The organism is Streptomyces sp. NPDC096132 (assembly GCF_044763345.1).
Lineage (GTDB): Bacteria > Actinomycetota > Actinomycetes > Streptomycetales > Streptomycetaceae > Streptomyces.
Genome location: NZ_JBIWGA010000004.1, coordinates 383,017 through 407,723 on the forward strand (window position 1 = coordinate 383,017; position 24,707 = coordinate 407,723).

24 protein-coding genes and 1 pseudogene are annotated in these 24,707 nt (G+C 70.8%); 7 read left to right on the forward strand and 18 right to left on the reverse strand.

Going from position 1 to position 24,707, the window contains the following annotated elements; genetic code table 11:
• Positions 1-46: 46 nt before the first annotated feature.
• The 3 genes from ACIRF9_RS12335 to ACIRF9_RS12345 are packed head-to-tail and all read right to left on the reverse strand — an operon-like array spanning position 47 to position 2,078.
• Positions 47-1,210 (reverse strand): NADH:flavin oxidoreductase, encoded by a 1,164-nt coding sequence (locus ACIRF9_RS12335; protein ID WP_403819609.1) that lies wholly within the window; start codon positions 1,208-1,210, stop codon positions 47-49.
• A complete protein-coding gene (locus tag ACIRF9_RS12340; protein WP_403819611.1) occupies positions 1,207-1,605 on the reverse strand; it encodes a nuclear transport factor 2 family protein in 399 nt (132 codons plus the stop codon). The genes ACIRF9_RS12335 and ACIRF9_RS12340 overlap by 4 nt, the downstream gene beginning before the upstream one ends.
• On the reverse strand, positions 1,602-2,078 hold the full coding sequence (locus ACIRF9_RS12345; protein WP_403819613.1) for an SRPBCC family protein: 477 nt from the start codon (positions 2,076-2,078) through the stop codon (positions 1,602-1,604). Before ACIRF9_RS12345 ends, ACIRF9_RS12340 begins: the two co-directional genes overlap by 4 nt.
• Before the next feature lie 180 nt (positions 2,079-2,258).
• Between ACIRF9_RS12345 and ACIRF9_RS12350 the strand changes: the two genes are divergently transcribed.
• The 3 genes and pseudogenes from ACIRF9_RS12350 to ACIRF9_RS12360 form a co-directional block, all read left to right on the forward strand.
• Positions 2,259-3,170 (forward strand): fumarylacetoacetate hydrolase family protein, encoded by a 912-nt coding sequence (locus tag ACIRF9_RS12350; RefSeq protein ID WP_403819615.1) that lies wholly within the window; start codon positions 2,259-2,261, stop codon positions 3,168-3,170.
• A 113-nt stretch (positions 3,171-3,283) separates the two neighbouring features.
• The gene (locus tag ACIRF9_RS12355) at positions 3,284-4,054 is read left to right on the forward strand and encodes an IclR family transcriptional regulator (protein ID WP_403819617.1); all 771 of its coding nucleotides are present in this window, start codon (positions 3,284-3,286) and stop codon (positions 4,052-4,054) included.
• A 161-nt stretch (positions 4,055-4,215) separates the two neighbouring features.
• Positions 4,216-4,800 (forward strand): annotated as a pseudogene (locus ACIRF9_RS12360) (IS21 family transposase); the annotation flags it as partial.
• 949 nt (positions 4,801-5,749) lie between these two features.
• Here the strand turns inward: ACIRF9_RS12360 and ACIRF9_RS12365 are convergent.
• Together ACIRF9_RS12365 and ACIRF9_RS12370 are read right to left on the reverse strand one after the other, a co-directional pair.
• Complete coding sequence (locus ACIRF9_RS12365; RefSeq protein WP_403819619.1) at positions 5,750-7,081, reverse strand: class I SAM-dependent RNA methyltransferase; 1,332 nt, start codon at positions 7,079-7,081, stop codon at positions 5,750-5,752.
• Positions 7,082-7,237: 156 nt separating this feature from the next.
• Entirely contained in the window at positions 7,238-9,343 is a 2,106-nt protein-coding gene (locus ACIRF9_RS12370) for an APC family permease (protein WP_403819621.1), read from the reverse strand.
• Between the two features lie 413 nt (positions 9,344-9,756).
• Between ACIRF9_RS12370 and ACIRF9_RS12375 the strand changes: the two genes are divergently transcribed.
• Positions 9,757-10,425, forward strand: coding sequence for a potassium channel family protein (locus tag ACIRF9_RS12375; RefSeq protein ID WP_403819623.1), 669 nt, complete (start codon positions 9,757-9,759; stop codon positions 10,423-10,425).
• Entirely contained in the window at positions 10,425-11,093 is a 669-nt protein-coding gene (locus ACIRF9_RS12380; RefSeq protein WP_403819625.1) for a potassium channel family protein, read from the forward strand. Before ACIRF9_RS12375 ends, ACIRF9_RS12380 begins: the two co-directional genes overlap by 1 nt.
• Before the next feature lie 72 nt (positions 11,094-11,165).
• Here the strand turns inward: ACIRF9_RS12380 and ACIRF9_RS12385 are convergent, their stop codons facing one another.
• The 7 genes from ACIRF9_RS12385 to ACIRF9_RS12415 form a co-directional block, all read right to left on the reverse strand.
• The gene (locus ACIRF9_RS12385; RefSeq protein ID WP_403819627.1) at positions 11,166-11,924 is read right to left on the reverse strand and encodes a DUF3159 domain-containing protein; all 759 of its coding nucleotides are present in this window, start codon (positions 11,922-11,924) and stop codon (positions 11,166-11,168) included.
• Between the two features lie 3 nt (positions 11,925-11,927).
• Complete coding sequence (locus ACIRF9_RS12390; protein WP_390661844.1) at positions 11,928-12,326, reverse strand: OB-fold nucleic acid binding domain-containing protein; 399 nt, start codon at positions 12,324-12,326, stop codon at positions 11,928-11,930.
• A 42-nt stretch (positions 12,327-12,368) separates the two neighbouring features.
• Complete coding sequence (locus tag ACIRF9_RS12395) at positions 12,369-13,085, reverse strand: response regulator (protein ID WP_403819629.1); 717 nt, start codon at positions 13,083-13,085, stop codon at positions 12,369-12,371.
• Positions 13,079-15,667: an ATP-binding protein gene (locus tag ACIRF9_RS12400; protein WP_403819631.1), complete on the reverse strand. Its 2,589-nt coding sequence runs from the start codon at positions 15,665-15,667 to the stop codon at positions 13,079-13,081. Before ACIRF9_RS12400 ends, ACIRF9_RS12395 begins: the two co-directional genes overlap by 7 nt.
• A gap of 248 nt (positions 15,668-15,915) precedes the next feature.
• Positions 15,916-16,680, reverse strand: a complete 765-nt coding sequence (locus tag ACIRF9_RS12405; RefSeq protein ID WP_403819633.1) for a DUF3710 domain-containing protein — start codon at positions 16,678-16,680, stop codon at positions 15,916-15,918.
• 1 nt (position 16,681) lies between these two features.
• On the reverse strand, positions 16,682-17,233 hold the full coding sequence (gene dut / locus ACIRF9_RS12410; RefSeq protein WP_403819635.1) for a dUTP diphosphatase: 552 nt from the start codon (positions 17,231-17,233) through the stop codon (positions 16,682-16,684).
• The gene (locus tag ACIRF9_RS12415; RefSeq protein ID WP_403819637.1) at positions 17,230-17,814 is read right to left on the reverse strand and encodes a PaaI family thioesterase; all 585 of its coding nucleotides are present in this window, start codon (positions 17,812-17,814) and stop codon (positions 17,230-17,232) included. Before ACIRF9_RS12415 ends, dut begins: the two co-directional genes overlap by 4 nt.
• Before the next feature lie 58 nt (positions 17,815-17,872).
• On the opposite strand from ACIRF9_RS12415, the gene ACIRF9_RS12420 reads away from it, so the two are divergent.
• The gene (locus tag ACIRF9_RS12420) at positions 17,873-18,337 is read left to right on the forward strand and encodes a DUF3093 domain-containing protein (RefSeq protein ID WP_403819639.1); all 465 of its coding nucleotides are present in this window, start codon (positions 17,873-17,875) and stop codon (positions 18,335-18,337) included.
• Between the two features lie 36 nt (positions 18,338-18,373).
• On the opposite strand, the gene ACIRF9_RS12425 is transcribed toward ACIRF9_RS12420, so the two are convergent.
• The 4 genes from ACIRF9_RS12425 to ACIRF9_RS12440 all read right to left on the reverse strand — a co-directional run bounded on the left by ACIRF9_RS12425 (position 18,374) and on the right by ACIRF9_RS12440 (position 22,006).
• Positions 18,374-19,390, reverse strand: coding sequence for a hypothetical protein (locus ACIRF9_RS12425; RefSeq protein WP_403819641.1), 1,017 nt, complete (start codon positions 19,388-19,390; stop codon positions 18,374-18,376).
• Positions 19,391-19,403: 13 nt separating this feature from the next.
• Positions 19,404-19,700, reverse strand: a complete 297-nt coding sequence (locus tag ACIRF9_RS12430) for a DUF4193 domain-containing protein (RefSeq protein ID WP_003993510.1) — start codon at positions 19,698-19,700, stop codon at positions 19,404-19,406.
• A gap of 396 nt (positions 19,701-20,096) precedes the next feature.
• On the reverse strand, positions 20,097-21,347 hold the full coding sequence (locus tag ACIRF9_RS12435; RefSeq protein ID WP_403819643.1) for a sensor histidine kinase: 1,251 nt from the start codon (positions 21,345-21,347) through the stop codon (positions 20,097-20,099).
• 5 nt (positions 21,348-21,352) lie between these two features.
• Complete coding sequence (locus ACIRF9_RS12440) at positions 21,353-22,006, reverse strand: response regulator transcription factor (protein WP_055494404.1); 654 nt, start codon at positions 22,004-22,006, stop codon at positions 21,353-21,355.
• Between the two features lie 417 nt (positions 22,007-22,423).
• On the opposite strand from ACIRF9_RS12440, the gene ACIRF9_RS12445 reads away from it, so the two are divergent.
• Positions 22,424-22,597: a hypothetical protein gene (locus tag ACIRF9_RS12445; protein WP_403819645.1), complete on the forward strand. Its 174-nt coding sequence runs from the start codon at positions 22,424-22,426 to the stop codon at positions 22,595-22,597.
• 85 nt (positions 22,598-22,682) lie between these two features.
• On the opposite strand, the gene ACIRF9_RS12450 is transcribed toward ACIRF9_RS12445, so the two are convergent.
• Entirely contained in the window at positions 22,683-23,498 is an 816-nt protein-coding gene (locus tag ACIRF9_RS12450) for an inositol monophosphatase family protein (protein ID WP_403819647.1), read from the reverse strand.
• Between the two features lie 8 nt (positions 23,499-23,506).
• Positions 23,507-24,634, reverse strand: a complete 1,128-nt coding sequence (locus ACIRF9_RS12455; protein ID WP_403819649.1) for a ferrochelatase — start codon at positions 24,632-24,634, stop codon at positions 23,507-23,509.
• Positions 24,635-24,707 lie beyond the last annotated feature (73 nt).

Genomic DNA, 24,707 nt, shown 5'->3' on the forward strand with positions numbered 1-24,707 from the left:
CCTTCTTCTTCTTTCCCCCGATTCCGATTCCTCAGATGTCGATTCCTCAGACGCCGACGAATCCCCGGGACTGGTCGGCCTCGGACCAGGAGTGACAGACGACCCCGGTGAGCTGAGTCGTCTTGCAGGTGGCCGGGTCGCAGGAGCACACGACGATCGAGTCCTCCTTGCCGTTCAGCGCCTTGTGGCTCCAGTCCGGATCCACGAGAAGGGGACGGCCCTGCATGATCACGTCGGCGAGTTCCTTGTCGAGCACCGCTCGGGCGTCCCCGGGACTGCCCAGCCCACCGTTCGCGAACAGCGGAGTGTCGGTGGCTGCGGAGATCTCCCGGAAGACGTCGGCGTTGAAGACGGTCGGGTCGTTGCCCGTGAGGCGGACCTGCTCGCGGATCGACTCGAACGTCGTCGGGATCGGTGCGATGAAGTCGACACCGATCTCCCCGAGGCCGTGTGCCAGTCGGGCCGCTTCCGACGGCCCCCAGCCGCCCGGCATCATCTCGTCGCTCATCAGGTGGTAGCCGACCAGCATGTCGTCGCCGACCGCGTCGAGGATGTCCGAGACGACTTCCCGCGCGAGACGGGTGCGTCCGTCGAAGTCCCCGCCGTATTCGTCGGACCGCTTGTTCATGCGGGGCGACTGGAAGGAGGACAGGAGGAAGCCCTGGGCACCGTGCACATGGACTCCGTCGAAGCCGGCGTCGCGCGCGAGTCGGGCGGCCGCGACGAATTCGCGGCGGGCCTGCTCCAGCTCTTCGAGTGTGGCCTCGGCGGGAGTCACGGTGCGTGTGGCCGTGAGGCCGAACGGAACCGCGCTCGGGGCGAGTCGTCGGGCCGCCTCGTACTGCTCCCACGGACCCGCGTAGCGACCCGCGTGCACGATCTGGATCACCGCGAGGGCGCCGTGCGACTTGATGGCGCTCGCGAGTTCGCTGAGCCCGTCGAGGTACTCGGGGCCGGAGATCAGGCCCTGCCGGGGAAGCTGGCGTCCCGCCTGGCTGACGGCGAAGTTCTCCGTCATCACCATGGCGGCACCGCCGGCCGCGCGGCGCGCGTAGTGCCCGACCGTCGCGGCCGTGACCTCGCCGGTGGGGCTCCCGTAGGAGACGGACAGCGGTGCCTGCACGATTCTGTGGCGCAGGATGCGTTTGCCCAGGTCGAGCGGTTCGGCGAGGCGATCCTGCTCGACGGCCGGAAAGTGTTCAGAAGTCATGGCCGATCGTTCTCCATGGTCGTACCGAAGACGGGTGCGGGGTCGAAATACACCCGGTAGTCGGAGATCAAGCCGTCGGCGTTCGTGTCGTAGGCGGTGGCCACGGGAATGGTCACCGTCCGTCCGCCGACCCGGTAGGTGACCTCCAGCTCGATCGCCGTCGTACGGTCGTGCCCGATCACGCTCATCACCCGATGGCTGATGCCGTCGAGCGATCCGAGGAACGAGCGGTTCGCCTCGGCGATCGCCGCACGCCCCCGCGCGGGCTCCTGATTTCCGAAACGCTGGGTGCCGTCAGGCGCGAAGTGCGCGACCAGTGCGTCGATGTCCACGGCGTCGATGACTGCGAAGATCGCGTCGACCTCGGCGCGCCTGTCAACCGATGCCCCGCTCATTGCCCGGCTCCGGACGAGGCAGCACCGTGAGCCTTCTCGCGGGCCATCCGAATCGTCGTCTTCACGGCGTTGAGGTAGCCGGTGGCCATCTCCTGGGCGAAGGCGTGCTCCTCCGCCCCACCGGGCTCCATGCCCCTGACGGCGAGCCGGAAGCGGAAGGTGAGCTGCATCCCGCCCTGCTCGTCGGCCTGGAGGTCGTTGTCGATCGTGCCCATGACCTCGCCGCGGGTGCGAACGAAGTGCACCAGACGCTGGGGGTACCAGGTGACGACCTCGGTGACGGGTTTTCCGAAGTTGATGATGTCGCGGACGATTCCCCCGTCGAACTCCTCGGTGACCGTGCACGCGGTGATCTCGGGGACGTATCGCATCGGGTTGCGGGCCTTGTCGATCAGCCCGTCCCACATCTGGTCGACGGTCAGGTCGGGGCCTGTTCCGTCGTTCACCGTAAGGGTGCGCTCGATCTCGATCACGGATCCACCTCTCTTCGGCACCGGGCGCGGCGTTCTGCTGCCCGAGTCGTTGTCGCTCCGGCGGAATGAGCATCGACCGTTCACGGTGCGCGGAAGTCAGTCGGCGGCAGAGATTTCACGGTGCGAAAAGTCGCGGGTGTGGCCTCTGCGCCTGACCCCCGGGCCAGGACAGTGAGCCGTATGAAATCTCCTGCATGGTCACTGGCCCAGTACGTCACCGAGGACGACCCCCAGCCCCGGGCATGTGTGCTGAGCAGCACCGTGATACGGGCGTTGCCAGGGGGACTCCACGGCCAGGATGCGCTTCAGCTCCTGCGGGACTGGTCGGCCGCGAGTGAGGTCCTCTCTCAGCTCGGAAACGAGCTGCGCGTCGACGAGTTGCCCGAGATTCCCGGGGCCAGGCTCTCCGCGCCCTTGACCTATCCCTCGAAGGTGCTGGGCGCCGGGGCCAACTACCTCGATCACTCGGCCGAGATGGGCGCGCAGGCGCCCAAAGCGGACGGCCGGGCGTTCCTCTTCCTCAAGCCGCCGACCACGACCGTCATCGGACCGGACACACCGGTCGTCATGCCGCGGACGAGTGACCCCCGCCTCGACTGGGAGGTGGAACTCGCGGTCGTCATCGGTCGGGGCGGACGGCACATCCCGAGTCACCTGGCCATGGAGCATGTCGCCGGATACACGGTGGCGAACGACATCTCCGCACGTGGCGACTTCGCGAATCCGGACGGCGTCGCGCCGGTGTTCCAGTTCGACTGGCTCGCGCACAAGGGCCAGGACGGCTTCTGTCCGCTCGGCCCCGGCATCGTCCCGGCCTGGTTGGTGCCTGAACCGCACGACCTGTCGCTCGGGCTCGACGTGAACGGCGAGCCCCTGCAGAACTCCTCGACATCCAACATGGTCATCCGGATCGAGGACCTGATCGCCGGCGCGAGCCAGTGGCTGACCTTGGAACCGGGGGACGTGCTGCTGACCGGGACGCCGGCGGGCGTAGGGGCCGGCAGGGACCACTTCCTGCGGGTCGGCGACGTAACCCGCGCGTGGATCGACGGCATCGGGGAGATCACGAACCAGATCGTCGAGACGGAGTAGGAGCCCTCTCCGGGGGGTGGGTGTCGACTTCCGGTTCTCCACCTGGTGCGGCGACAGGGGCGACGCTGAGCAGGCTGATAATGGAGGTCCAGCCTGGCTGAGGAGAAGTACGCATGGCAGGTGCCGGCGAGCCCCGGCCGGTGCCGCCCGGCGCCGGGGCGAACAGTGTGCGGAACGCGTTGCGGCTCGTGGAGATCCTGGCCGAGCGCAAGTCGATCAGGGTGCGTGAGGCAGCGGGATTGCTGGGGCTCTCCGAGCCGACGGCCTATCGCCTGCTCTCCGCCCTCCACGCGCGCGGCTGGGTGACCCAGGACCACAGTCACGTCTACCACTGGAGTGCGGGCTTCGGTCCGCCGTCCGCCCCTCCGCGGCCGCCCAGCGTCGAGGCCGCTGTGCTTCCCTTCCTGGCGGAGATCAGCGAAGTGACGGGTCACTCCGTCAACTTCTGCATTCTTGAGGGCAACGGCGTCCGGTCTCTCGTGGGGATGTCCTCGCGCAGATGCCGCCTGCCGTCGCGCGACGGCTGGTTGCTGCCGGCGCACAGCACGTCGTCAGGGCATGTGCTTCTCGCCGATCTGCCCGAGCAGGAGCTGCTGGAGCTGTATCCGCTCGGGGTTCCCGGCAATCCTCGTGATCCGGGGTTCGACCTGCGAGAACTCCGGCGCCGCATCGCGCTCGTGCGACGGCGGGGCTGGGCCCTCAACGATGAGGTCTCGGAGCGGGGAATCATCGCTCTGGCGGTCCCTGTCCGGGACCCCGGGCAGGGACGAGCAGCGGGGACTCTCGCCCTGGTCGCATCCGCCCAGCAGGCGACGTCGGACGAAGTCCGCCAGTTCCTGCCTCTGCTCCTGGAAACCTCCACCGGTGTCTCGAACCAGCTCTGATGGGCGTGCTCTCCCGCGATGACCTGTTCGGTCAGGCTTGCGGCTCAACGACCTCTTCGCCGCCCGCGCCACCAGCCCCCGGCCCGCTTCGGCTGGTTCCCCGGGCGCTGGCCGAGCCAGTGCCGCGTCAGCCGAGGTCTGCCCATGAGGGGCGGCATCCGGGGATCGCCCGGAACACCGTGCGGCGGGCCGTGGCCGGCGACGGTCCGCCGAAGTACCGGCGGGCGCCGAGGGGCTCGATCCTGGACGCGGTGGAGCCGGCGATCCGCGAGTCGCTGGCGGAGTATCCGCGGATGCCCGCGACGGTGATCGCCGAGCGGATCGGGTGGGAACGGTCGTTGTCGGTGCTGAAGCGGCGGGTGCGGGAACTGCGGCCGGTGTATCTGCCGGCGGACCCCATCTCGCGGACGGCGTATCAGCCCGGCGAGCTGGCGCAGTGCGATCTGTGGTTCCCCCCGCCGGCGGACATCCCGCTGGGCTTCGGGCAGACCGGGCACCCGCCGGTGCTGGTGATGGTGGCCGGCTATTCCCGGGTGATCACCGGGCGGATGCTGCCGTCGCGGCAGGCCGCCGACCTCGTCAGCGGGCACCGGGACCTGCTGTCCGGCTGGAAAGCGGTGCCGAGGGCACTCGTCCGGGACAACGAGGCGGCCATCGGACGCCGCCGGGAGGGGCGGCGGTCCGTGCTCGGGCACGAGTTCGCCGCCCTGGCCGGGCTGCTGGCCTGCAAGGTGATCCCGTGCCGGCGGTCGGGCCACACGGAGGCGACCAGCCGCCGGGCGACCTCGTGCTCGCCACAGAGACTGAGCACGCCGAGGATCTGCCGGGCCACTCCCTCGAAGACGGACCTGGCGGGCTGCTGCGCCACCCCCGCGCCCATGCGCACCAGCCCCTGCTTGGCAGCCCACGCGCCGAGCGCAAGGTCGGCGGCGGCACGACGCCGGGCGTGTTCACTCGACTGTTCGCCCACCTTCCGAGGGGTCGCCCATCGCGCGTAGGCGTCGAGCAGAATCACGTCGAGCGCGGTGGCGCCGAGCCGGTCGAGCAGTCCGAGCACGTGCGGTGTGACCTGGGCGGCGTGGTGGCTCTCGTAGAGGTGACTGCGGTGTTCGGCGGCCAAGCCGAGCCAGGCGGTGACCTCGGGGCCGGCGTCCCATCCGCGCACGGTTCCCCACGACCTCGCGGACCTCTTGCCCGTACGTGCCCACCAGCGACACGGGTGGCTCGCAAAGCGCTGGGTACGTGACGTCGTGGACATCGAGTAGCCGTTCGGCGCGGGAGTAGGGCCGGACCGGCTCGGGCGACGGACGCTGTCCGGGTCGCGGGCGGGGCCGACCGCGCCGGCCGAGCCGGGCGGGCGACTTCGGGGGATGTGGTCCGGCCCCGGCGGGTGGACGCCGGGCGCTGGCGGGCAGGACGCGAGTCGGTGCGCCGAGGGGCTGCCTGCGCCTTCCGCCCGCCGGTCGGCGGTGTGCCGGACCTGCCGTCCAGGAGGTTCTGGAGTTCGTTGGTGAGCCAGGAGGGCAGTCCGGTCGGGGGGGTGGCCGCCGTCGCCGGCCAGGTCGACGCTTCAACAGTCCTCGCCCCGCACTTGATCACTCGTCAGAATGTGCGTCAGACATGCGTCACGTGCGTCAAACATGCGTCGAGATATCGCCCGTAGCGCCCACGACGCACACCACCCAAAACGGCAGGTCAGGAGCCCTTTGCGGCAGGCTCAAGGATCGCCACGCACTCCACGTGATGCGTCATCGGAAACAGATCGAACGCCCGCAACGTCCGCACCCGGTACCCCCCGTCCCGGAAGTACCCCAGGTCCCGGGCCAGCGCGGCCGGATCGCAGGCCACGTAGGCGATGCGGCGCGCGCCCAGCGAGACCAGGTGCTCCACCGTCCCGCGTCCGGCCCCGGCCCGCGGCGGGTCCAGGACGATCAGGTCGACCTCGGTGATCCCGGTGCGCGGGAGGACGGACTCGACCTTGCCCTGTTCGATCCGTACGCGGTCGAAGCCCGCGAGGTTGTGCCGGGCGTCCTCGACCGCGCGCTTGCCGGACTCGATGCCGAGGACCGCGCCCTTGTCGCCGAGGCGGTCGGCGAGGGCGCCCGCGAACAGGCCCACGCCGCAGTACAGGTCGAGCGCCGTCTCCCCCTTGCGCGGCAGCAGGCCCTGCATGACGGCGGTCACCAGGGTGTCCGCGGCCTTGGGGTGGACCTGCCAGAAGCCTCCGCTGCCGACCCGGTACGTACGGCCGTCCGCGCGCTCGCGCACGAAGGGGCGCCCGTGGACGCGGTGCACTCCCCCGTCCTTCTCGCCGACCCGCATGACCGACACCGGCCGGTCCAGCTCGACGATCGGCAGCCGTTCGCCCGGACGCGGCGTCAGAATCACCTGCCGGTCCTGCGACCCGGTCGCCGCGATCGCCTCGACCGACGCCATGCCGCTCCAGTCGCGCTTCTCGACGCCCAGTTCGCTGACGCCGGGAGCCGCGATCATGCAGTGGTCCACCGGCTCGACCTCGTGCGAGCGGTGCCGGCGCAGACCCGCCCGCCCGGTCTCCGCGTCCACCGCGTACTGCACGCGCGTACGCCACTGCGGCACCTGCCCGGCAGGCAGCTTGTCGCCCTCGGCCGGCATCACGGTGCCGTCCCAGCCGGCCTCCTCGGGCGTGAGGCCCGCGAGCCGCTGGAGCTGCTCGGCGATCACCTCGCCCTTGAGCCGGCGCTGGGCGCCCGGCTTGGCGTGCTGCCAGTCGCAGCCGCCGCAGCGGCCGGGGCCGGCGAAGGGACAGGGGGCCTCGACCCGGTCCTTGGAGGCGGACAGGATCTCCACCGCGTCCGCGCGCAGGAAACGCGCGCCCTCCTCGCCCTCGGTCACCCGCGCCACGACCCGCTCGCCGGGCAGCGCGTGCCGTACGAACAGCACCTGGCCCTCGTCGGTGCGGGCGATGCAGTGCCCGCCGTGGGCGACGGGGCCGATCTCGACCTCGTACTCGTTCCCCACCAGGGTCTTCTTCGGTTCTGCCTGCATGGCGGGGTGACTCCACAACGTCGGAACGAGGAACGGCCGGACAACAGCCCACCAGTCTACGTGGCTGTCGTCCGGCCGTTCACCACGGACCGGTGGGGCCGACGGGCCCGAAGACCCCCGGCGGGGGCCGCGAGCCCGAAGAACCCCCGGCGAGGGCTACGAGCCCGACGATCCAGTGCCCGAGGAGGAGCCGGAGCCCGATCCCGATCCCGATGCCGAGCCCGAGGACTCCTTCGGCCGCCCCTGCTCCGCCGGACCGCGCCGCACCGAGCCCGGCGCGTTCCACTCCTGCCGCTTACGGGCCCGCATCCGGGCCACCTCGGAGGACTCCAGCTGGTAGGGCACGGAGGTCACCATGACGCCCGGGGTGAACAGCAGCCGGCCCTTCAGCCGCAGCGCGCTCTGGTTGTGCAGCAGGTGCTCGTACCAGTGACCGACCACGTACTCCGGGATGATCACCGACACCGCGTCGCGCGGCGACTCCTTCCTGAGCCCCTTGACGTACTCGATGATCGGCCGCGTGATCTCGCGGTACGGCGAGTCGAGGACCTTCAGCGGCACGTCGATCCCGCGCCGCTCCCACTCCTCGCGCAACGCCTTCGTCTCCGTCGGGTCGACGTTGACGGTGAGCGCCTCCAGGGTGTCCGAGCGCATCAGCTTGGCGTAGGCGAGGGCCCGCAGGGTCGGGCGGTGGATCTTCGAGATCAGCACGACCGAGTGCACCCGGGACGGCCGTACGCTGTCGTCGCTCGGGCCCTCGGGCGCCGCGATCTCGTCCGCGACCCGGTCGTAGTGCTTACGGATCGCCGTCATCGTCGCGTAGAAGATCACCATGCCGAGCAGGGCGACCCAGGCGCCGTGCGTGAACTTGGTGACGAGGACGACGACCAGGACCAGGCCGGTGAAGAAGGCGCCGAAGGCGTTGATCGCCCGGGAGCGGACCATGTGGCGGCGCTTGGCCGGGTCGGTCTCGGTGGCCAGGTGGCGGTTCCAGTGGCGGACCATGCCGGTCTGGCTGAGCGTGAAGGACACGAACACGCCGACGATGTACAGCTGGATCAGGCGGGTGGAGTCGGCGCCGTAGATCACGATCAGGAAGGTGGCCGCGCCGGCGAGGAGCACGATGCCGTTCGAGAACGCCAGCCGGTCGCCTCGGGTGTGCAGCTGGCGGGGCAGGTAGCGGTCCTGGGCGAGGATCGAGCCGAGCACCGGGAAGCCGTTGTAGGCGGTGTTGGCGGCGAGGAACAGCACCAGGGCGGTGGCCGCGGCGAGGACGACGAAGAAGAAGCTGCCCTTGCCGAAGACGGCCTCGGCGACCTGGGTGATCACCGGGTTCTGGACGTAGTCGGCGCCGACGGCGACGCCGTTCTTCAGCAGGTCGACGGCCGGGTTCTCCGCCATGCGGACGTCGGTGACCAGGGCCAGGACGATGATCCCGCAGAACATGGTGACGGCCAGCAGGCCCATCGCCGCGAGCGTGGTCGCCGCGTTCTTCGACTTGGGCTTGCGGAAGGCCGGGACGCCGTTGGAGATGGCCTCGACACCGGTGAGCGCGGCACAGCCGGAGGAGAAGGCGCGCAGCATCAGGAAGACCAGGGCGAAACCGGCCAGGCCCTGGTGCTCGGCCTTGATCGTGTATTCGGCGGTCGGCGCCCGCATGGTGTCGTCGAGGACGAGCCCGCGGAACGCGCCCCACGCGATCATGATGAAGACGCCCGCGACGAACACGTACGTCGGGATCGCGAAGAGCTTGCCGGACTCCTTGACGCCGCGCAGGTTCATCAGCGTCAGCAGGACGACGACGGCGACCGCACAGGCCACCTTGTGCTCGACGACGAAGGGGATCGCGGAGCCGAGGTTCTCGATGCCGGAGGCGATGGAGACGGCGACGGTGAGGACGTAGTCGACGAGCAGGGCGCTCGCGACGGTCAGGCCGGCCTTGGCGCCGAGGTTGGTGGTGGCGACCTCGTAGTCGCCGCCGCCGCTGGGGTAGGCGTGGACGTTCTGACGATAGGAGGCGACCACCGTGAACATCAGCACGACGACCGCGAGCGCGATCCACGGGCTGAAGTGGTAGGCCGACACGCCCGCGATGGAGAGGACCAGCAGCACCTCCCCGGGCGCGTAGGCCACGGAGGACAGCGGGTCGGAAGCGAAGACGGGGAGGGCGATGCGCTTCGGCAGGAGCGTTTCTCCGAGCCGATCACTGCGCAAGGCGCGCCCGATCAGGATCCGTTTGGGCACGTCGGTCAGTTTGGACACAACAGAGGATCGTATGCCTTCGAACTGGGGGACGCCCACCCTCCCCCGGGGTGAGCCTGGTGCGGGAGTGGCGCGTCTGCCTCATGGGTGAAATCGGCCACGCGTCGGCTGCGGATTCCGCAGCCCCGCCGACCGTCATGCCTATATGACAACCCCCGTACGCCGCCGCCCCTCGGAGGTCCCATGCACACGACCGCGGAACTGATCGGCGCCGCCGGCACCCTCGTCGGCCTCGGAATCCTTACTTTCCTCAGTCTCTGGAGCATCAGCCGCCGCTGATCGCGCAAACCGTGCACGAGGGGTGCCCTGCGAGGACCGCGCATGTGTAGCTTGGGCGACGGTCTGAGACCCTGGTCGAAGCCAGGCCAGAAAACTATTTGACTTCTTTACTTCTTTACCTCGGAAGGACGGTCGTGCACATCGTCATCATGGGCTGCGGCAGAGTGGGTTCCGCTCTCGCCCAGACCCTGGAGCAACAGGGGCACACGGTCGCCGTGATCGACCAGGACCCCACCGCCTTCCGACGACTGGGCTCCGGTTTCGGCGGCCGTCGTGTCACCGGGGTCGGATACGACCAGGACACCCTGCGCGAGGCGGGCATCGAGGAGGCCGGCGCCTTCGCCGCCGTCTCCAGCGGCGACAACTCCAACATCATCGCCGCCCGGGTGGCCCGCGAGATGTTCGGCATCGAGAACGTCGCCGCCCGGATCTACGACCCCCGGCGCGCCGAGGTCTACCAGCGCCTGGGCATCCCCACCGTCGCCACCGTCCGCTGGACGGCCGACCAGATGCTGCGCCGGCTGCTGCCCTCGGGCGCCGAACCGCTGTGGCGCGACCCCAGCGGCGGCGTCCAGCTCGCCGAGGTGCACGCCGCCCCGTCCTGGGTCGGCCACAAGATCAGCAAGCTGCAGGAGGAGACGGGCGTCCGGGTGGCATTCCTGACCCGCCTCGGCGAGGCGATCCTGCCCACTTCGCAGACGGTGCTGCAGGAGGGCGATCTGGTGCACGTGATGATGCGCACCGACGAGGTGGAGAAGGTCGAGGCGTCGTTCTCCGAAGGCCCGAAGGAGGACGGTCACTGATGCGAGTCGCCATTGCCGGAGCCGGCGCCGTCGGCCGCTCGATCGCGGGCGAGCTGCTGGAGAACGGCCACGAGGTCCTGCTCGTCGACAAGGCGCCGACCGCCATCTCGGTCGAGCGCGTCCCCCAGGCGGAGTGGCTGCTCGCCGACGCCTGCGAGATCACCTCCCTCGACGAGGCGGCCCTCCAACGCTGCAACGTCGTCATCGCCGCCACCGGCGACGACAAGGTCAACCTGGTCGTCTCCCTCCTGGCCAAGACGGAGTACGGCGTCCCGCGCGTCGTCGCCCGCGTCAACAACCCCAAGAACGAGTGGCTCTTCAACGAGTCCTGGGGCGTCGACGTGGCCGTCTCCACCCCGCGCCTGATGTCCGCCCTGGTCGAGGAAGCGGTCTCGGTCGGCGACCTGGTCCGCCTCCTCCGCTTCAGCCACGGCGACGCCAACCTCGTCGAACTGACCCTCCCCGAGGAGTCGGCCCTGGCCGGCACCCAGGTCGGCGACGTGGAGTGGCCGGAGGACACCTCCCTGGTCACCATCATCCGCGGCACCAGGGTCCTGACCCCGACCCGCGAGGACTCCCTGGAACCGGGCGACGAGCTGCTGTTCGTGGCGGCTCAGGCGCGGGAGGAACAGCTGGAGGACCTGTTGTCGGTGCGGCGCGAGAACTAGCCCGTACGGCGTGTGAGGACGGGGCCCGTTCAGGGCCGAAGCGGGGGTCTGGGGGCGGCAGCCCCCAGACCCTCAGCCGTCCCGACGGTGTCGCCCTCCGGCGGCCTCCGCGGCAGCCTTGCGCTCCTCCTCGGCCTTCTCCTCCGCCTCCATCTCCGCGAACACGTCGATCGGCGCGGGCGCCTTCGCGAGGAAGACCCAGGTCAGCCAGACGGCCAGGAGGAAGGGCGGGATCTTCAGGGCGACCAGGACCCAGCCCAGCTGGGTGGTGTCGGCCCACCAGTACAGCGGGAAGAGGATCGCGCACTTGGCGAGCAGGATCAGGCCCCACGCCCAGCTGGCCTTGGCGTACGCCTTCTTGCGGCCGGGGTTGCGGGTGCGCCAGGAGAGGTTCTCCTTGAAGACCGGGCCGAGGATCAGACCGATCAGCGGGACCCCGCACAGGGTCGTGATGATGTACGCCAGCGCCAGGCCCAGCGTGTAGAGCATGCCGGGGAGGTAGAAGTCCTTGGCGTTGCCGGTCATCATCGCGAAGACGACGCCGAAGGCGACGCCGAAGACCCCGCTGAACGCGTGCTTGACGGTGTCCTTCATCGCCAGCCGGACCACGACCAGGACCAGCGACACCGCGAGCGCGGCGATCGCGGACATGTGCAGGTCCTTGTTGATCGTGAAGATGGTGACGAAGAGCAGGCCGGGCACCACCGTCTCGACCATGCCCCGCACCCCGCCGAACGCCTCGAAGAGCGCGGCCTCGGTCACCGCCCGGGCGTCGGCCGCGGCGGTGTCCTCCGCGGTCGTGTCTTCGGTCGGCTTGTCGAGCGACGTCACCGGCTACTCCCTACCGAGGGGTCTCAGTTCGTACTTCGGGTTGAACAGCACCCGGCGGCCCCGGCTCATGGAGACCCGGCCCGATGCGATGAGCCGGCGCCCCGGCTCTATCCCCACTATGGAACGCCTGCCCAGCCACACCACGTCCAGCGCGGCGCTGCCGTCGAACAGCTCGGCCTCCAGGGCGGGGACTCCGGCGCGCGGACGCAGGGTGACCGTGCGCAAGGTACCAGTAACCGTGACGATCTGCCGGTCCTGGCAGTCCCCGATCCGGACACAGCCGGCCGTCTCGGCGTCCTCCCGCAGCTCCTCGGACTCCAGGTCCTCCTGGGACGAGGAGAGCCGGTCGAGCATGCGCCGGAACCGGCCCACCGGCTTTTCGGAACGAGGAACACCACTCATATCTGAAGCGTACCGGGGCGCACCGACACTGCCGTACCCCGCTCACTTCTCGAACCGGTAGCCCATCCCCGGTTCCGTGATGAAGTGCTTCGGGTGCGACGGGTCCGCCTCCAGCTTCCGCCGCAGCTGGGCCATGTACACCCGCAGGTAGTTCGTCTCCGTCCCGTACGACGGCCCCCACACCTCCTGCAGCAGCTGCTTCTGGCCGACCAGGCGCCCCGTGTTGCGCACCAGCACCTCCAGCAGATGCCACTCCGTGGGCGTCAGCCGGACGTCCTTCCCGGCCCGGTGGACCTTCTTGGCGGCGAGGTCGACGGTGAACTCGTCGGTCTCCACCAGGACGTCGTCCTCGCCTCCCCCGGCGGGCTCGGCCCGGCGTACGGCGGCCCGCAGCCGGGCCAGCAGCTCGTCCATGCCGAAGGGCTTGGTGACGTAGTCGTCGGCGCCCGCGTCGAGCGCCTCGACCTTCTCGTCCGAGGAGTGCCGGGCGGACAGCACCAGGATCGGCACCCGGGTCCAGCCCCGCAGCCCCCTGATCACCTCGACGCCGTCCATGTCGGGCAGCCCCAGGTCGAGGACCACCACGTCCGGGTGGCGGGCGGCGGCGAGCTCGAGGGCGGTGGCACCGTCGTGGGCGGCGTCGACCTCGTACTTGCGCGCCTTGAGGTTGATCACGAGGGCACGCACGATCTGCGGCTCGTCGTCGATCACGAGCACCCTCGTGGCGGTCTGGGGGATCCCCCCAGCAGGGCTCACCATGAAGCCTGCCTTTCCGGTTCTGCCGAACGTCCTTCTGCTGCCGCCGGTGCCGCGGCGTCCTCGCGGGGCGGCTCCGGCCGCGATCCTGCCGCGCGGAGCGTGAGGACCATGGTGAGGCCGCCGCCGGGCGTGTCCTCGGCGTTGAGGGTGCCGCCCATGGCCTCGGCGAAGCCGCGCGCCACCGCCAGGCCGAGCCCCACCCCCGCACCGCGCGGTGCGTCACCGTACCGCTGGAAGGGCGCGAAGATCCGCTCCTTGGCCTCGTCGGGGACGCCGGGACCGCGGTCCACGACCCGCACCTCGACCCGGTCGGACAGCGCGCTCGCCGAGACCAGCACGGGCTCGCCGCCCGGGCTGTACTTGACCGCGTTCTCCACCAGGTTGGCCACCGACCGCTCCAGCAGCCCGGCGTCGACGGCGACCATGGGCAGCGTCTCCGGGATGTCCAGTTCGACGCTCTCCTCCGGGTCGGGGACCCCGCCGAGCGCCATCGGCACCACCTCGTCGAGATCGATCTCCCGGATGATCGGCGTGACCGTGCCGGTCTGGAGGCGGGACATGTCGAGCAGGTTGCCCACCAGGTGGTCGAGCCGGTCGGCGCCCTCCTCGATGCCTTCGAGCAGCTCCGCCTGGTCCTCCTCGGACCAGGCCACGTCGTCGGAGCGGAGGCTGGAGACGGCCGCCTTGATCCCGGCCAGCGGCGTGCGCAGGTCGTGGCTGACGGCGGCCAGCAGCGCCGTGCGGATCCGGTTGCCCTCGGCCAGCGCACGGGCCCGGTCGGCCTCCTCCTGCAGCCGCCGCCGGTCCAGCACGACGACCGCCTGCGCGGCGAACGCGGCCAGCACCCGCCGGTCCTCGGCGGGCAGCACACGCCCGGTGAGCGCCAGCGCCATGCGGTCGCCGACCGGCACGTCCACGTCCGCCTCGTCCGGCCGCTGCACCGGCCGCCCGAGGCCCACATGGCCCGCGCAGGTCCACGGGGCCCGGTCGTCCGCCCGCTCCAGCAGCGCCGCCGACTCCATGCCGAAGGTCTCCCGCACCCGCTCCAGGAGCGCCTCCAGACTGGTCTCGCCGCGCAGCACGTTGCCCGCGAGGTACGAGAGGATCTCCGACTCGGCTCTGAGCCGGGCCGCCTGGTGGGTGCGCCGGGCCGCCAGGTCCACGACCGACGCCACCGACACCCCCACCCCGACGAAGATCACGATGGCGACGATGTTCTTGGGGTCCGCGATCGTCCACCGGTGCAGGGGCGGGGTGTAGTAGTAGTTCAGCAGCAGCGAGCCGAGGGCCGCCGAGGCCAGCGCCGGCAGCAGTCCGCCGACCAGCGCGGCCGCCACGGTCACCGCCAGGAACAGCAGCATGTCGTTGGCGAGCCCGAGGTCGACGGTGTTCAGCAGCAGCGCCAGGATCGCCGGCCCGGCCACGCCGACCAGCCAGCCCCACATGATCCGGGCCCGCCCGAGCCGGGCGCCCCGGGCCACCGGCAGGCCCCGCCCCCTGGCGGCCTCCTCGTGGGTGACGATGTGCACGTCGAGGTCGGGTCCCGACTCCCGGGCGACCGTCGCGCCGACGCCAGGCCCGAAGACGTACTGCCAGGCCTTGCGGCGTGAGGAGCCGAGGACGATCTGCGTGGCGTTCACCCCCCGGGCGAAGGCGAGCAGCGCGGCCGGTATGTCGTCGCCGACCACATGGTGGAAGGTGCCGCCCAGGTCCTCCACGAGGGTGCGCTGGACGGCCAGTTCCTTGGGCGAGGCCGAGGTCAGCCCGTCGCTGCGCGCTATGTACACGGCGAGCACCTCGCCGCCTGCGCCCTTCTCCGCCAGCCGCGCCGCCCGCCGGATGAGGGTGCGCCCCTCCGGACCGCCGGTCAGCCCGACGACGATCCGCTCGCGCGAACCCCAGATCGCCGACACCCGGTGCTCGCTGCGGTACTGCTTCAGGTACTCGTCGACCCGGTCGGCCACCCACAGCAGGGCGAGCTCCCGCAGCGCGGTGAGGTTGCCGGGCCGGAAGTAGTTCGACAGGGCCGCGTCGACCTTGTCCGGCTGGTAGATGTTGCCGTGCGCCATCCGCCGCCGCAGCGCCTCCGGTGACATGTCCACCAGCTCGATCTGGTCGGCCCGCCGGACGAACTCGTCGGGCACGGTCTCCAGCTGCCGTACGCCCGTGATGGACTCCACCACGTCCCCGAGGGACTCCAGGTGCTGGATGTTGACGGTCGAGACCACGTCGGTCCCGGCCGCGAGGAGTTCCTCCACGTCCTGCCAGCGCTTGGCGTTGCGCGAGCCGGGGACGTTGGTGTGGGCCAGTTCGTCCACCAGGGCGACCTTCGGGCGGCGGGCGAGGACGGCGTCCACGTCCATCTCGGTGAAGGCGCCGCCCCGGTACTCCAGCTCCCGACGCGGGACCTGCTCCAGGCCGTGCAGCATCACCTCGGTGCGCCGCCGTCCGTGGTGCTCGATGAAGGCCACCACGCAGTCGGTGCCGCGCTCCACCCGGCGGTGGGCCTCGGACAGCATCGCGTACGTCTTGCCCACGCCCGGTGCCGCACCGAGGTAGATCCGAAGCTTGCCGCGCGCCATGGCCTCATTGTCTTCCCGTGACTCCTGCGTACGCAGCGTCGACCCTACGACCACCGGACCGGACAAAGGGGACGAGCGGGAGGGCAGGGGACGCCTTTGACGCAACCCTGACGCGCCGATGCATCACGCACACGAAAGAGCCGCACCCCGAGGGGCGCGGCTCTCTCCCGGCTGTCCTACGGGCCCGGCTGTCGTCCGGCGCGACGGTGTTCCGGCCCGCTTGTGTTCCGGCTCCTCCAGCGGAGCGTCTAGCGGACCTCGGTGATCTCCGGTCCGCGCTGCAGCTGGCCCATGCCGCCGGAGAAGCGGGAGCCCTCCTCCTGCTGGACGCCCTCGGGGACCATCTGCGCGTCGTTCGGCAGCTTCAGGACGATCGGGTCGCGAGGCGCCATCGGGCCCTCGCCGCGGACCACGACCGTGTCCCGGAAGATCTGCTCGAGCAGGCCCGCGGCCTGCGGCTGCACCGCGCCCTGGCCGGAGATCACTCCGCGCAGGAACCAGCGGGGACCGTCCACGCCGACGAACCGCACGACGTGGAAGCCGCCCGTGCCGTCCGGCAGCTGCACCGGCACCTGGGCCCGCAGCTCCCAGCCGAGCGGACCCTCGACCTCGTCGATGATGCCGCCCTGCTGGGTGATGCCGGAGGCGATCTCCTCGCGCACCTCGCCCCAGATGCCCTCACGCTTGGGCGCGGCGAAGGCCTGCAGCTGTACGGCGCTGTCACGCAGGACGACGGTCGCCGCGACGATCGCGTCACCCGCGACCTCGACGCGCAGCTCCATGCCGTCGACGCCCGGCACGAACAGACCGCCCAGGTCCACCCGGCCCTCGGCCGGGTCACGGACCTCGGAACTGTCCCAGGGCCCGTCGGGCCGCGGCTCCGGCTCAAGCCGCACCCGCTCGCGCTCGCCCGTTTCCTCTACGTCCGCCTCAGTGTCGACACTGTCGACGACCTGCTCGGCCTCGCCGGCCGCGTCCTCGGCGGCACCCTTCTTCTTGCGACGTCCGAACACGTCACTGTCCTTCCCGGTCGGATACGACCGAAGCGTATCGATACCCACCCACACTGCCGCCCACGGCGGCCTGACCGCTTGCATCGCCCACCGCGGCATGCCCGCCGGTGGACCCGAAGCCCCCCGCGGCCCGTGCCGATTCGGGAAGCTCCGCGACCTCCTGGAAGCGGACCCTCTCGACCTGCTGGACGACCAGTTGGGCAATCCGGTCGAAGCGCTCGAACCGCACGGACTCGCGCGGGTCGAGATTCACCACGATCACCTTGATCTCCCCACGGTACCCGGCATCAACCGTCCCCGGGGCATTCACGAGGGCCACGCCGCACCGGGCGGCCAGCCCCGACCGGGGGTGCACGAAGGCCGCGTACCCCTCGGGAAGCGCGATGGACACCCCTGTGGGCAGTACGGCCCGCTCCCCCGGCCCCAGTTCACAGCCCTCGGTGGTCCGCAGATCTGCCCCGGCGTCCCCGGGATGCTCGTACGCCGGAAGCGGTACGTCGGGGTGGACGCGCCGGATCAGGACGGGGAGCTCTGGACGGGGCGCGCGGCTCACGGGTTCACCTCGAAGGCGCGGGCGCGCCGGATCTGGTCCGGGTCGCTCATGGCCGCCTGGATCTCCTCCTCGCGGCCGTGGTTGACGAAGTGCGCCACCTCGACCTCGATGAAGAGCGCGTCGGCGCGGACGGCGACGGGCCCGTCGGGGCCGCCGATGCGTCCGGTGGCGGTCGAATAGATCTTCCGCCGGGCCACCGCCGTCACCTCGGCCTCCAGGTGCAGGGTGGTGCCGACGGGCACCGGCCGGACGAAGTCGGTCTCCAGCCGTCCGGTCACGGCGATGGTCCGCAGCAGCCAGTTCAGCGAGCCGAGCGTCTCGTCGAGGGCGGTGGCCAGGACGCCGCCGTGCGCGAGTCCCGGAGCGCCCTGGTGGGCGGGCTGCACGGTGAACTCGGCGGTGACGGTCACCCCCTCGCCGGCCCGCGCCTCCAAGTGCAGCCCGTGCGCCTGTCCGCCACCACATCCGAAACAGTGTTCGTAGTGGGCGCCGAGAAGCTCGCCGGGCACGGGGGCATCGGGGTGCCGAACGGGTTTCACGGCGTCGGCCGGAGGCTGAAGAGCTGCGGAAGTACCACTCACAGCCGCAGACCTTACCCGCGCGTCGGCCAATACCGGACACCATGCCAAGCTTGGCCGTATGCAGCTCTCCGCCACCCCTTACGAAGAACGCCTTACCGCCCCCCGCACCTGGCGGCTGGTCTCGTTCCTCGTGGGCGTCTCCTTCGCCCTGATCCTGCTGCCCTTCGGCACGTTGCCGCTGCTCGGCGGCCTGGTCGGCGGCACCGCGCTCGCAGCGGTCGTCGCCAGTTCGTACGGCTCCGTACGCATCCGTGTCGTGGGCGACTCGCTGATCGCGGGCGAGGCGAAGGTCCCGGTCGCGGCCCTGGGCGAGGCGGAGGTCCTGGACCCGGAGGAGGCGCGTGCCTGGCGCACGTACAAGGCCGACACCCGGGCGTTCCTGCTGCTGCGCGCCTACATCCCCACCGCGCTGAAGGTGCCGGTCACCGACCCGGAGGACCCCACGCCGTATCTGTATCTGTCGACGCGGGAGCCGGATCGGCTGGCACAGGCGCTGAAGGCGGCGCGGGAGGCCTCGGCGTAGGCAGGCGAAGGTTCTCCGCGGCCGCGCCGAGGCCGGTCAGTACCCGAGCTCCCTGGGATTCCCGGGGAGCTCTCGCATGTCCAGCGGGTGTTCCGGCTTCTCCAGCGGCGGCAGGTCCTCCAGCGCCCCCCAGGGCACCTGGGCCTTGCGCAGATCGGCACGGATCCTCGCGGCCAGCCTCTTGGTGTCGCGCCGGTTCATGGCCGCGCCCACCACGGCGCCCACCAGGAACGGCACCAGCATCGGCAGGTCGCGGACGATCCGCTTCATGATCTGCTGGCGCAGCTCGCGCTTCATCTGCCCGCCGAGCGCGGAGTTGATCGAGGACGGCTTGAGCGGGTCCACGCCGCGCTCGCCCGACCAGGCGCGCAGATACGCGGTGCTGCGGTCCTTGAGATTGCCGGGCGGCCGCACGCCGTACACCTCGTACAGTTCGGCGATCAGCTTCAGCTCGATCGCCGCGACCCCGGTGATCTCCGCGGCCAGTTCGGTCGGCATCGCGGGCGGCACGGGCAGCATCGCGGCCGCGCCGACGCCCGCGCCCACGGTGGACGTGGCGTTCGCGGCGCCCGCCACGAGCTTGTCGGCGAGCTCCTCCGGCCCGAGGCCCGGGAACTGCCGACGGAGCGTCCTGAGGTCCCGTACGGGGATCCTCGGGGCCATCTCGATGATCCGGTCGGCGAGATACGCCAGGCCGGCCCTGGCGCGGTCCCCGCCCTTGCGGACGCCTTCACGAGCCAGGTCACCGCCCCTGCGGACGCCGTCGCGGGCCAGGTCCCTGGCCTTGTCCCGGATCGCCTCCGCCCTCCCCCACTCTCGGCTTCGCTCGAGCGGGGGGACCCCCATCTTCGCGACGGGCTCGGGGACTCGCCCAGGCGCCGGGAGGTCACTCCGGTCGCCTGTCGTCGCGAGCGAGGCCGATCCCTCGGGGATCTCTCCCCTGCCGGATGAGCCTCGCTCGTCGTCACGCACGCCGTGAGGGCCGCCGGACGGCCCTTGGTCCGCTCCCGACAGGCGGAAGCGGCGCTTCCGAGAGGGGGTCGAGCCAGTCACGGCCGACCCCGCCTCAGTCGCAGTCGCGGCAGATCGGCTGACCGTTCTTCTCCCGCGCCAGCTGGCTCCGGTGGTGCACCAGGAAGCAGCTCATGCAGGTGAACTCGTCCTGCTGCTTGGGCAGCACCCGGACGGCCAGCTCCTCGTTGGAGAGGTCTGCTCCGGGGAGCTCCAGGCCCTCCGCGGCCTCGAACTCGTCGACGTCGACGGCGGAGGCGGACTTGTCGTTCCGCCGGGCCTTCAGCTCTTCCAGGCTGTCTGAGTCGACGTCGTCGTCGGTCTTGCGTGGGGTGTCGTAATCGGTTGCCATTTCGCCTCTCCCCCTCTGGGTGAATGCGGTGTCTCCAGCGCACGTAACGCGTGAGAGGCCGGACTTGTGCCCGCCTCGAGGCGGAGATTTTGCCTCACATCAAGGTCTGTTACTCAATCGACACCCAACCGGACTCCTCATGAGTGATCGGCTTGGATGGCGATCGGGACCGTACACGGTCCTGATATCGCACTTCAAAGGCGTCTCACCGTGTACTTCCCGTGATCACGACCCTCGAAAACCCGGATTTTCCGGGCTTTCCGATGGCCGCCATGATCACGGAGAGTAGATGGCCGGAAAATCGCCCTTGTGATCGATCACACACGGAGGTGCCGGGCCGGAGCCCTGAGAATTCCGCGCAAAGCGAACATCCCCGCGTGTGTCGGCGACATGATCTCAGACGGGAAGGGTGACTCGCATCACGAGCCCTCCTCCCTCGCGCGGCTGGGCCACGATGTGCCCGCCGTGCGCCCGGGCCACGGACCGCACGATGGACAGGCCGAGCCCGACCCCCTTGTCGCTGCCCGTGCGCTCCGTGCGCAGGCGCCGGAACGGCTCGAAGAGGTTGTCGATCTCGTACGCCGGCACGACCGGCCCCGTGTTCGACACGACCAGGACCGCCTGGCCGTGCTGGATCTCGGTGGTCACCTCGACCCAGCCGTCCTCCGGGACGTTGTAGCGCACCGCGTTCTGGACCAGGTTCAGCGCGATCCGCTCCAGCAGGACGCCGTTGCCCTGGACGACCGCGGGCTTCTGCTCGCCGCGGATCGTGACGCCCTTGGCCTCGGCCTCGGCGTGCACCTGGTCGATGGCCTGCTCGGCGACCTCGGCGAGGTCGACGGGCTTGCGCTCGACGATCTGGTTGTCGCTGCGGGCGAGCAGCAGCAGGCCCTCCACCAGCTGCTCGCTGCGCTCGTTGGTGGCCAGCAGGGTCTTGCCGAGCTGCTGCAGCTCATCGGGCGCGTTCGGATCGGACAGGTGCACCTCGAGCAGCGTGCGGTTGATCGCCAGCGGGGTTCTCAGCTCGTGCGAGGCGTTGCCGACGAAGCGCTGCTGGGCGGTGAAGGCCCGCTGGAGGCGCTCCAGCATGTCGTCGAAGGTGTCGGCCAGCTCCTTGAACTCGTCGTCGGGTCCGTCCAGCTCGATACGGCGGGAGAGGTCCGAGCCCGCCACGGCGCGCGCGGTGCGGGTGATCCGTCCCAGCGGGGACAGGACCCGTCCGGCCATGGCGTAGCCGAAGGCGAAGGCGATCACGGCGAGGCCGAGGAGGGCCAGCAGGGAGCGGCTGAGGAGGTTGTCCAGGGCGACCTGGCGCTGGTGGTCGATACAGGCGCTGATCGCGGAGTTGAATTCGGTCAGCGTCAGGTTCGTCGCGTTGTTGACGGCGGGGCAGTCATCGCTGGTGACCTTGATCGCCTCGCCGCCCGCGATCTTGAACGGCGGCAGGTTGCCCGTGCTGATGGCCTGCGCGGCCAGCAGGTAGATGATCGACAGCAGCAGGATGCCGGCGATCAGGAACATGCCGCCGTACAGCAGGGTCAGGCGTATGCGGATGGTGGGGCGCAGCCATGGGAAGGGGGTCTGCGCCCTCCTGGGGTCCCAGGTGGGCTTCGGCGGCGCCTGGGGAGGCGCGGGTGCGGCGGCCACGGCGATCAGATCCGGTAGCCGGAGCCGGGGACGGTGACGATCACCGGGGGTTCACCGAGCTTGCGGCGGAGCGTCATGACCGTCACGCGGACGACGTTGGTGAACGGGTCGGTGTTCTCGTCCCACGCCTTCTCCAGGAGCTGCTCCGCGGAGACCACGGCGCCCTCGCTGCGCATCAGCACTTCCAGGACGGCGAACTCCTTGGGCGCGAGCTGGACCTCCTTGCCCTCGCGGAAGACCTCGCGGCGGTTCGGGTCGAGCTTGATGCCGGCGCGCTCCAGGACGGGCGGCAGCGGCACGCTGGTGCGCCGGCCGAGGGCACGCACTCGTGCGATCAGCTCGCTGAAGGCGAAGGGCTTGGGGAGGTAGTCGTCGGCGCCGATCTCCAGGCCCTCGACACGGTCGCTGACGTCTCCGGAGGCCGTGAGCATCAGCACGCGCGTGGGCATGCCGAGCTCGACGATCTTGCGGCAGACGTCGTCGCCGTGCACGAGCGGGAGGTCGCGGTCGAGGACGACCACGTCGTAGTCGTTGACGCCGATGCGCTCAAGGGCGGCCGCACCGTCGTACACGACGTCGACGGCCATGGCCTCCCGGCGCAGTCCGGTGGCCACCGCATCGGCGAGCAGCTGCTCGTCCTCGACGACGAGTACGCGCACGTCGCTTGTCCTTCCTGTGTCCACCCGCGTAGCGCTCGGTGAGCGCGCGTGGGCAGGGGGCTTGGTGAGTGTGTGCTTCCATCCTGCCCTTTTCGGCCATAAGTCGGCGGTAAGACGGTGAGCGGGCGATGAAGGACAGGTATGAACCCCGGGAATGCGAAATTTTCTCGTTCGGTTGAGGTTTCCGTGGAAGGAAGCGGGGGGAGGACGGCTTTACACCCCGCGATCACGCTCTGCATGTGCCACAACACCATGTGGTACTCCGCGATCCGCTTGCCGCAGAGTGGGCGTGGGTGTCCGGCACCGTCGCCGCCCAGCAGGGCAGCGCTGGGCACCTACTGGAGACGTGATCGCCCCTTCCCGAAACGGCACACCCCCGTGCCATCGACCCACGACCCAAGGACGAGGGGGCGCAGCATGGACGCATTCACCGCAGGACTTCTGCAGCGCATAAGGGCGACCGAGTCCGATCTGACGCGGGCCCGGAACGAGGGCGACGACTTCCTCGTCGAGGTGGAGCAGGCAGAGCTCGACGACCTGCGCCGCCTCGCCGCCGAACACGGTGTGGAGGTCGGCGCGTCAAGCGTCTGAGCGGTTCGCGTTGACGGAGGGGCCCCGGCGAATCCAGCGCCGGGGCCCCTTCGTGTGCGCGGCCGCGGAGGCGGCCCGGGAGCGGTCAGTCGTGCCAGGCGCCGAAGTCCTCCAGCAGGCGCTGGAGGGGCTCGAAGACCGCCGGGGTGGCGGCGATCGCCAGATCGCGTGCGGGGCGCTCTCCGGGGCGTCCACCGGTCAGCGCGCCCGCCTCCCGGGCGATCAGGTCGCCCGCCGCGAGGTCCCAGGGGTGCAGCCCGCGCTCGTAGTAGCCGTCGAGGCGGCCGGCGGCCACGTCGGCGAGGTCGACGGCGGCCGAGCCGCTGCGCCGGATGTCCCGCAGGAGCGGGATGAGCCGCTGCGCGACGTCGGCCTGGTGGGTGCGGACCTCGGTGACGTAGTTGAAGCCGGTGGAGACCAGGGCCTGGTCGAGGGGGGCCGCGGGACGGCAGGCCAGGGTGCGCTCGCCCTCCCAGGCGCCGGTCGCCCGGGCCCCGCCGCCGCGCACGGCGTGGTACGACTCCCCGCGCATCGGGATCTCGACGACCCCGACGACGGTCTCGCCGTCCTGCTCGGCGGCGATGGAGACGGCCCAGGTGGGCAGCCCGTACAGATAGTTGACCGTGCCGTCGAGCGGGTCGATCACCCAGCGGATGCCGGTGCTGCCGGTGCTGGCGGCGCCTTCCTCGCCGAGGAAGCCGTCGTCGGGGCGGTGCTCGGAGATCAGGCCGGTGATCAGCTTCTCGGCGGCGATGTCCATCTCGGTGACCACGTCGATCGGGCTCGACTTGGTGGCGGCGACCGCGAGGTCGGCCGGGCGGCCGTCGCGCAGCAGCTCACCGGCCCGGCGGGCGGCCTCCTTGGCCAGCTTCAGCAGGTCCGTGTGCAGGGGGTCGGTCACGGGGCTCCTCACGCGTAGGGGCTGTCGGCGCCCGCGGCGGCCGGCCGGGGGGCGCGGGCCGGGCAGCACCCGACGGGGCAGAGGTCGTGGCTCGCGCCGAGTGCGCCCAGGGCGCAGGGCGCGACCCGCCGCCCGCTCTCGGCGGCGGCGCGCTCCAGGACGAGCTCGCGGACGGCGGCGGCGAAGCGCGGGTCGGCGCCGACGGTGGCCGAGCGGCGCACCGGCAGGCCCAGCTCCTCGGCCTTGGCCTTCGCCTCGGTGTCGAGGTCGTAGAGGACCTCCATGTGGTCGGAGACGAAGCCGATGGGGGCCATCACGACGGCGGGGACGCCGGCCGCGTGCCGCTCCTCGAGGTGGTCGCAGATGTCGGGCTCCAGCCACGGGATGTGCGGGGCGCCGGAGCGGGACTGGTAGACGAGCTGCCAGGGGTGGTCGACGCCGGTGCGCTCGCGGACGGCGTCGGCGATCAGGCGCGCCACGTCCAGGTGCTGCTGCACGTACGCCCCGCCGTCGCCGTGGTCCTCGACCGGGCCGGAGGTGTCGGCCGAGGCGTCGGGGATCGAGTGGGTCGAGAAGGCGATGTGGGCGCCGTCCCGGACGTCCTCGGGCAGGTCGGCGAGGGACTCCACGACCCCGTCGATCATGGGGTCCAGGAAGCCCGGGTGGTTGAAGTAGTGCCGCAGCTTGTCGATCTCCGGCAGCGGCAGGCCCTCGGCCTCCAGGGCGGCCAGTGCGTCGGCGAGGTTCTCGCGGTACTGGCGGCAGCCGGAGTAGGAGGCGTAGGCGCTGGTGGCGAGGACGAGGATGCGGCGGCGGCCGTCGGCGACCATCTCGCGCAGGGTGTCCGTGAGGTACGGGGCCCAGTTGCGGTTGCCCCAGTAGATCGGCAGGTCCAGGCCGTGCTCGGCGAAGTCCTTGCGCAGGGCGTCCAGGAGGGCGCGGTTCTGGTCGTTGATGGGGCTGACCCCGCCGAACAGGAAGTAGTGCTGCCCGACCTCCTTGAGGCGTTCCTTCGGGATGCCTCGCCCGCGGGTCACGTTCTCCAGGAACGGGACCACGTCGTCCGGGCCTTCCGGGCCGCCGAAGGAGAGCAGGAGCAGGGCGTCGTAGGGGGTGGAATCGAGCGCGTCTGGCATGAGTCGATCCTGCCACCCGCCCCTGACAGGCGGGAAACGGCGGGTGAGGAGCGAGAGCCGCCGTCCGCGCGGG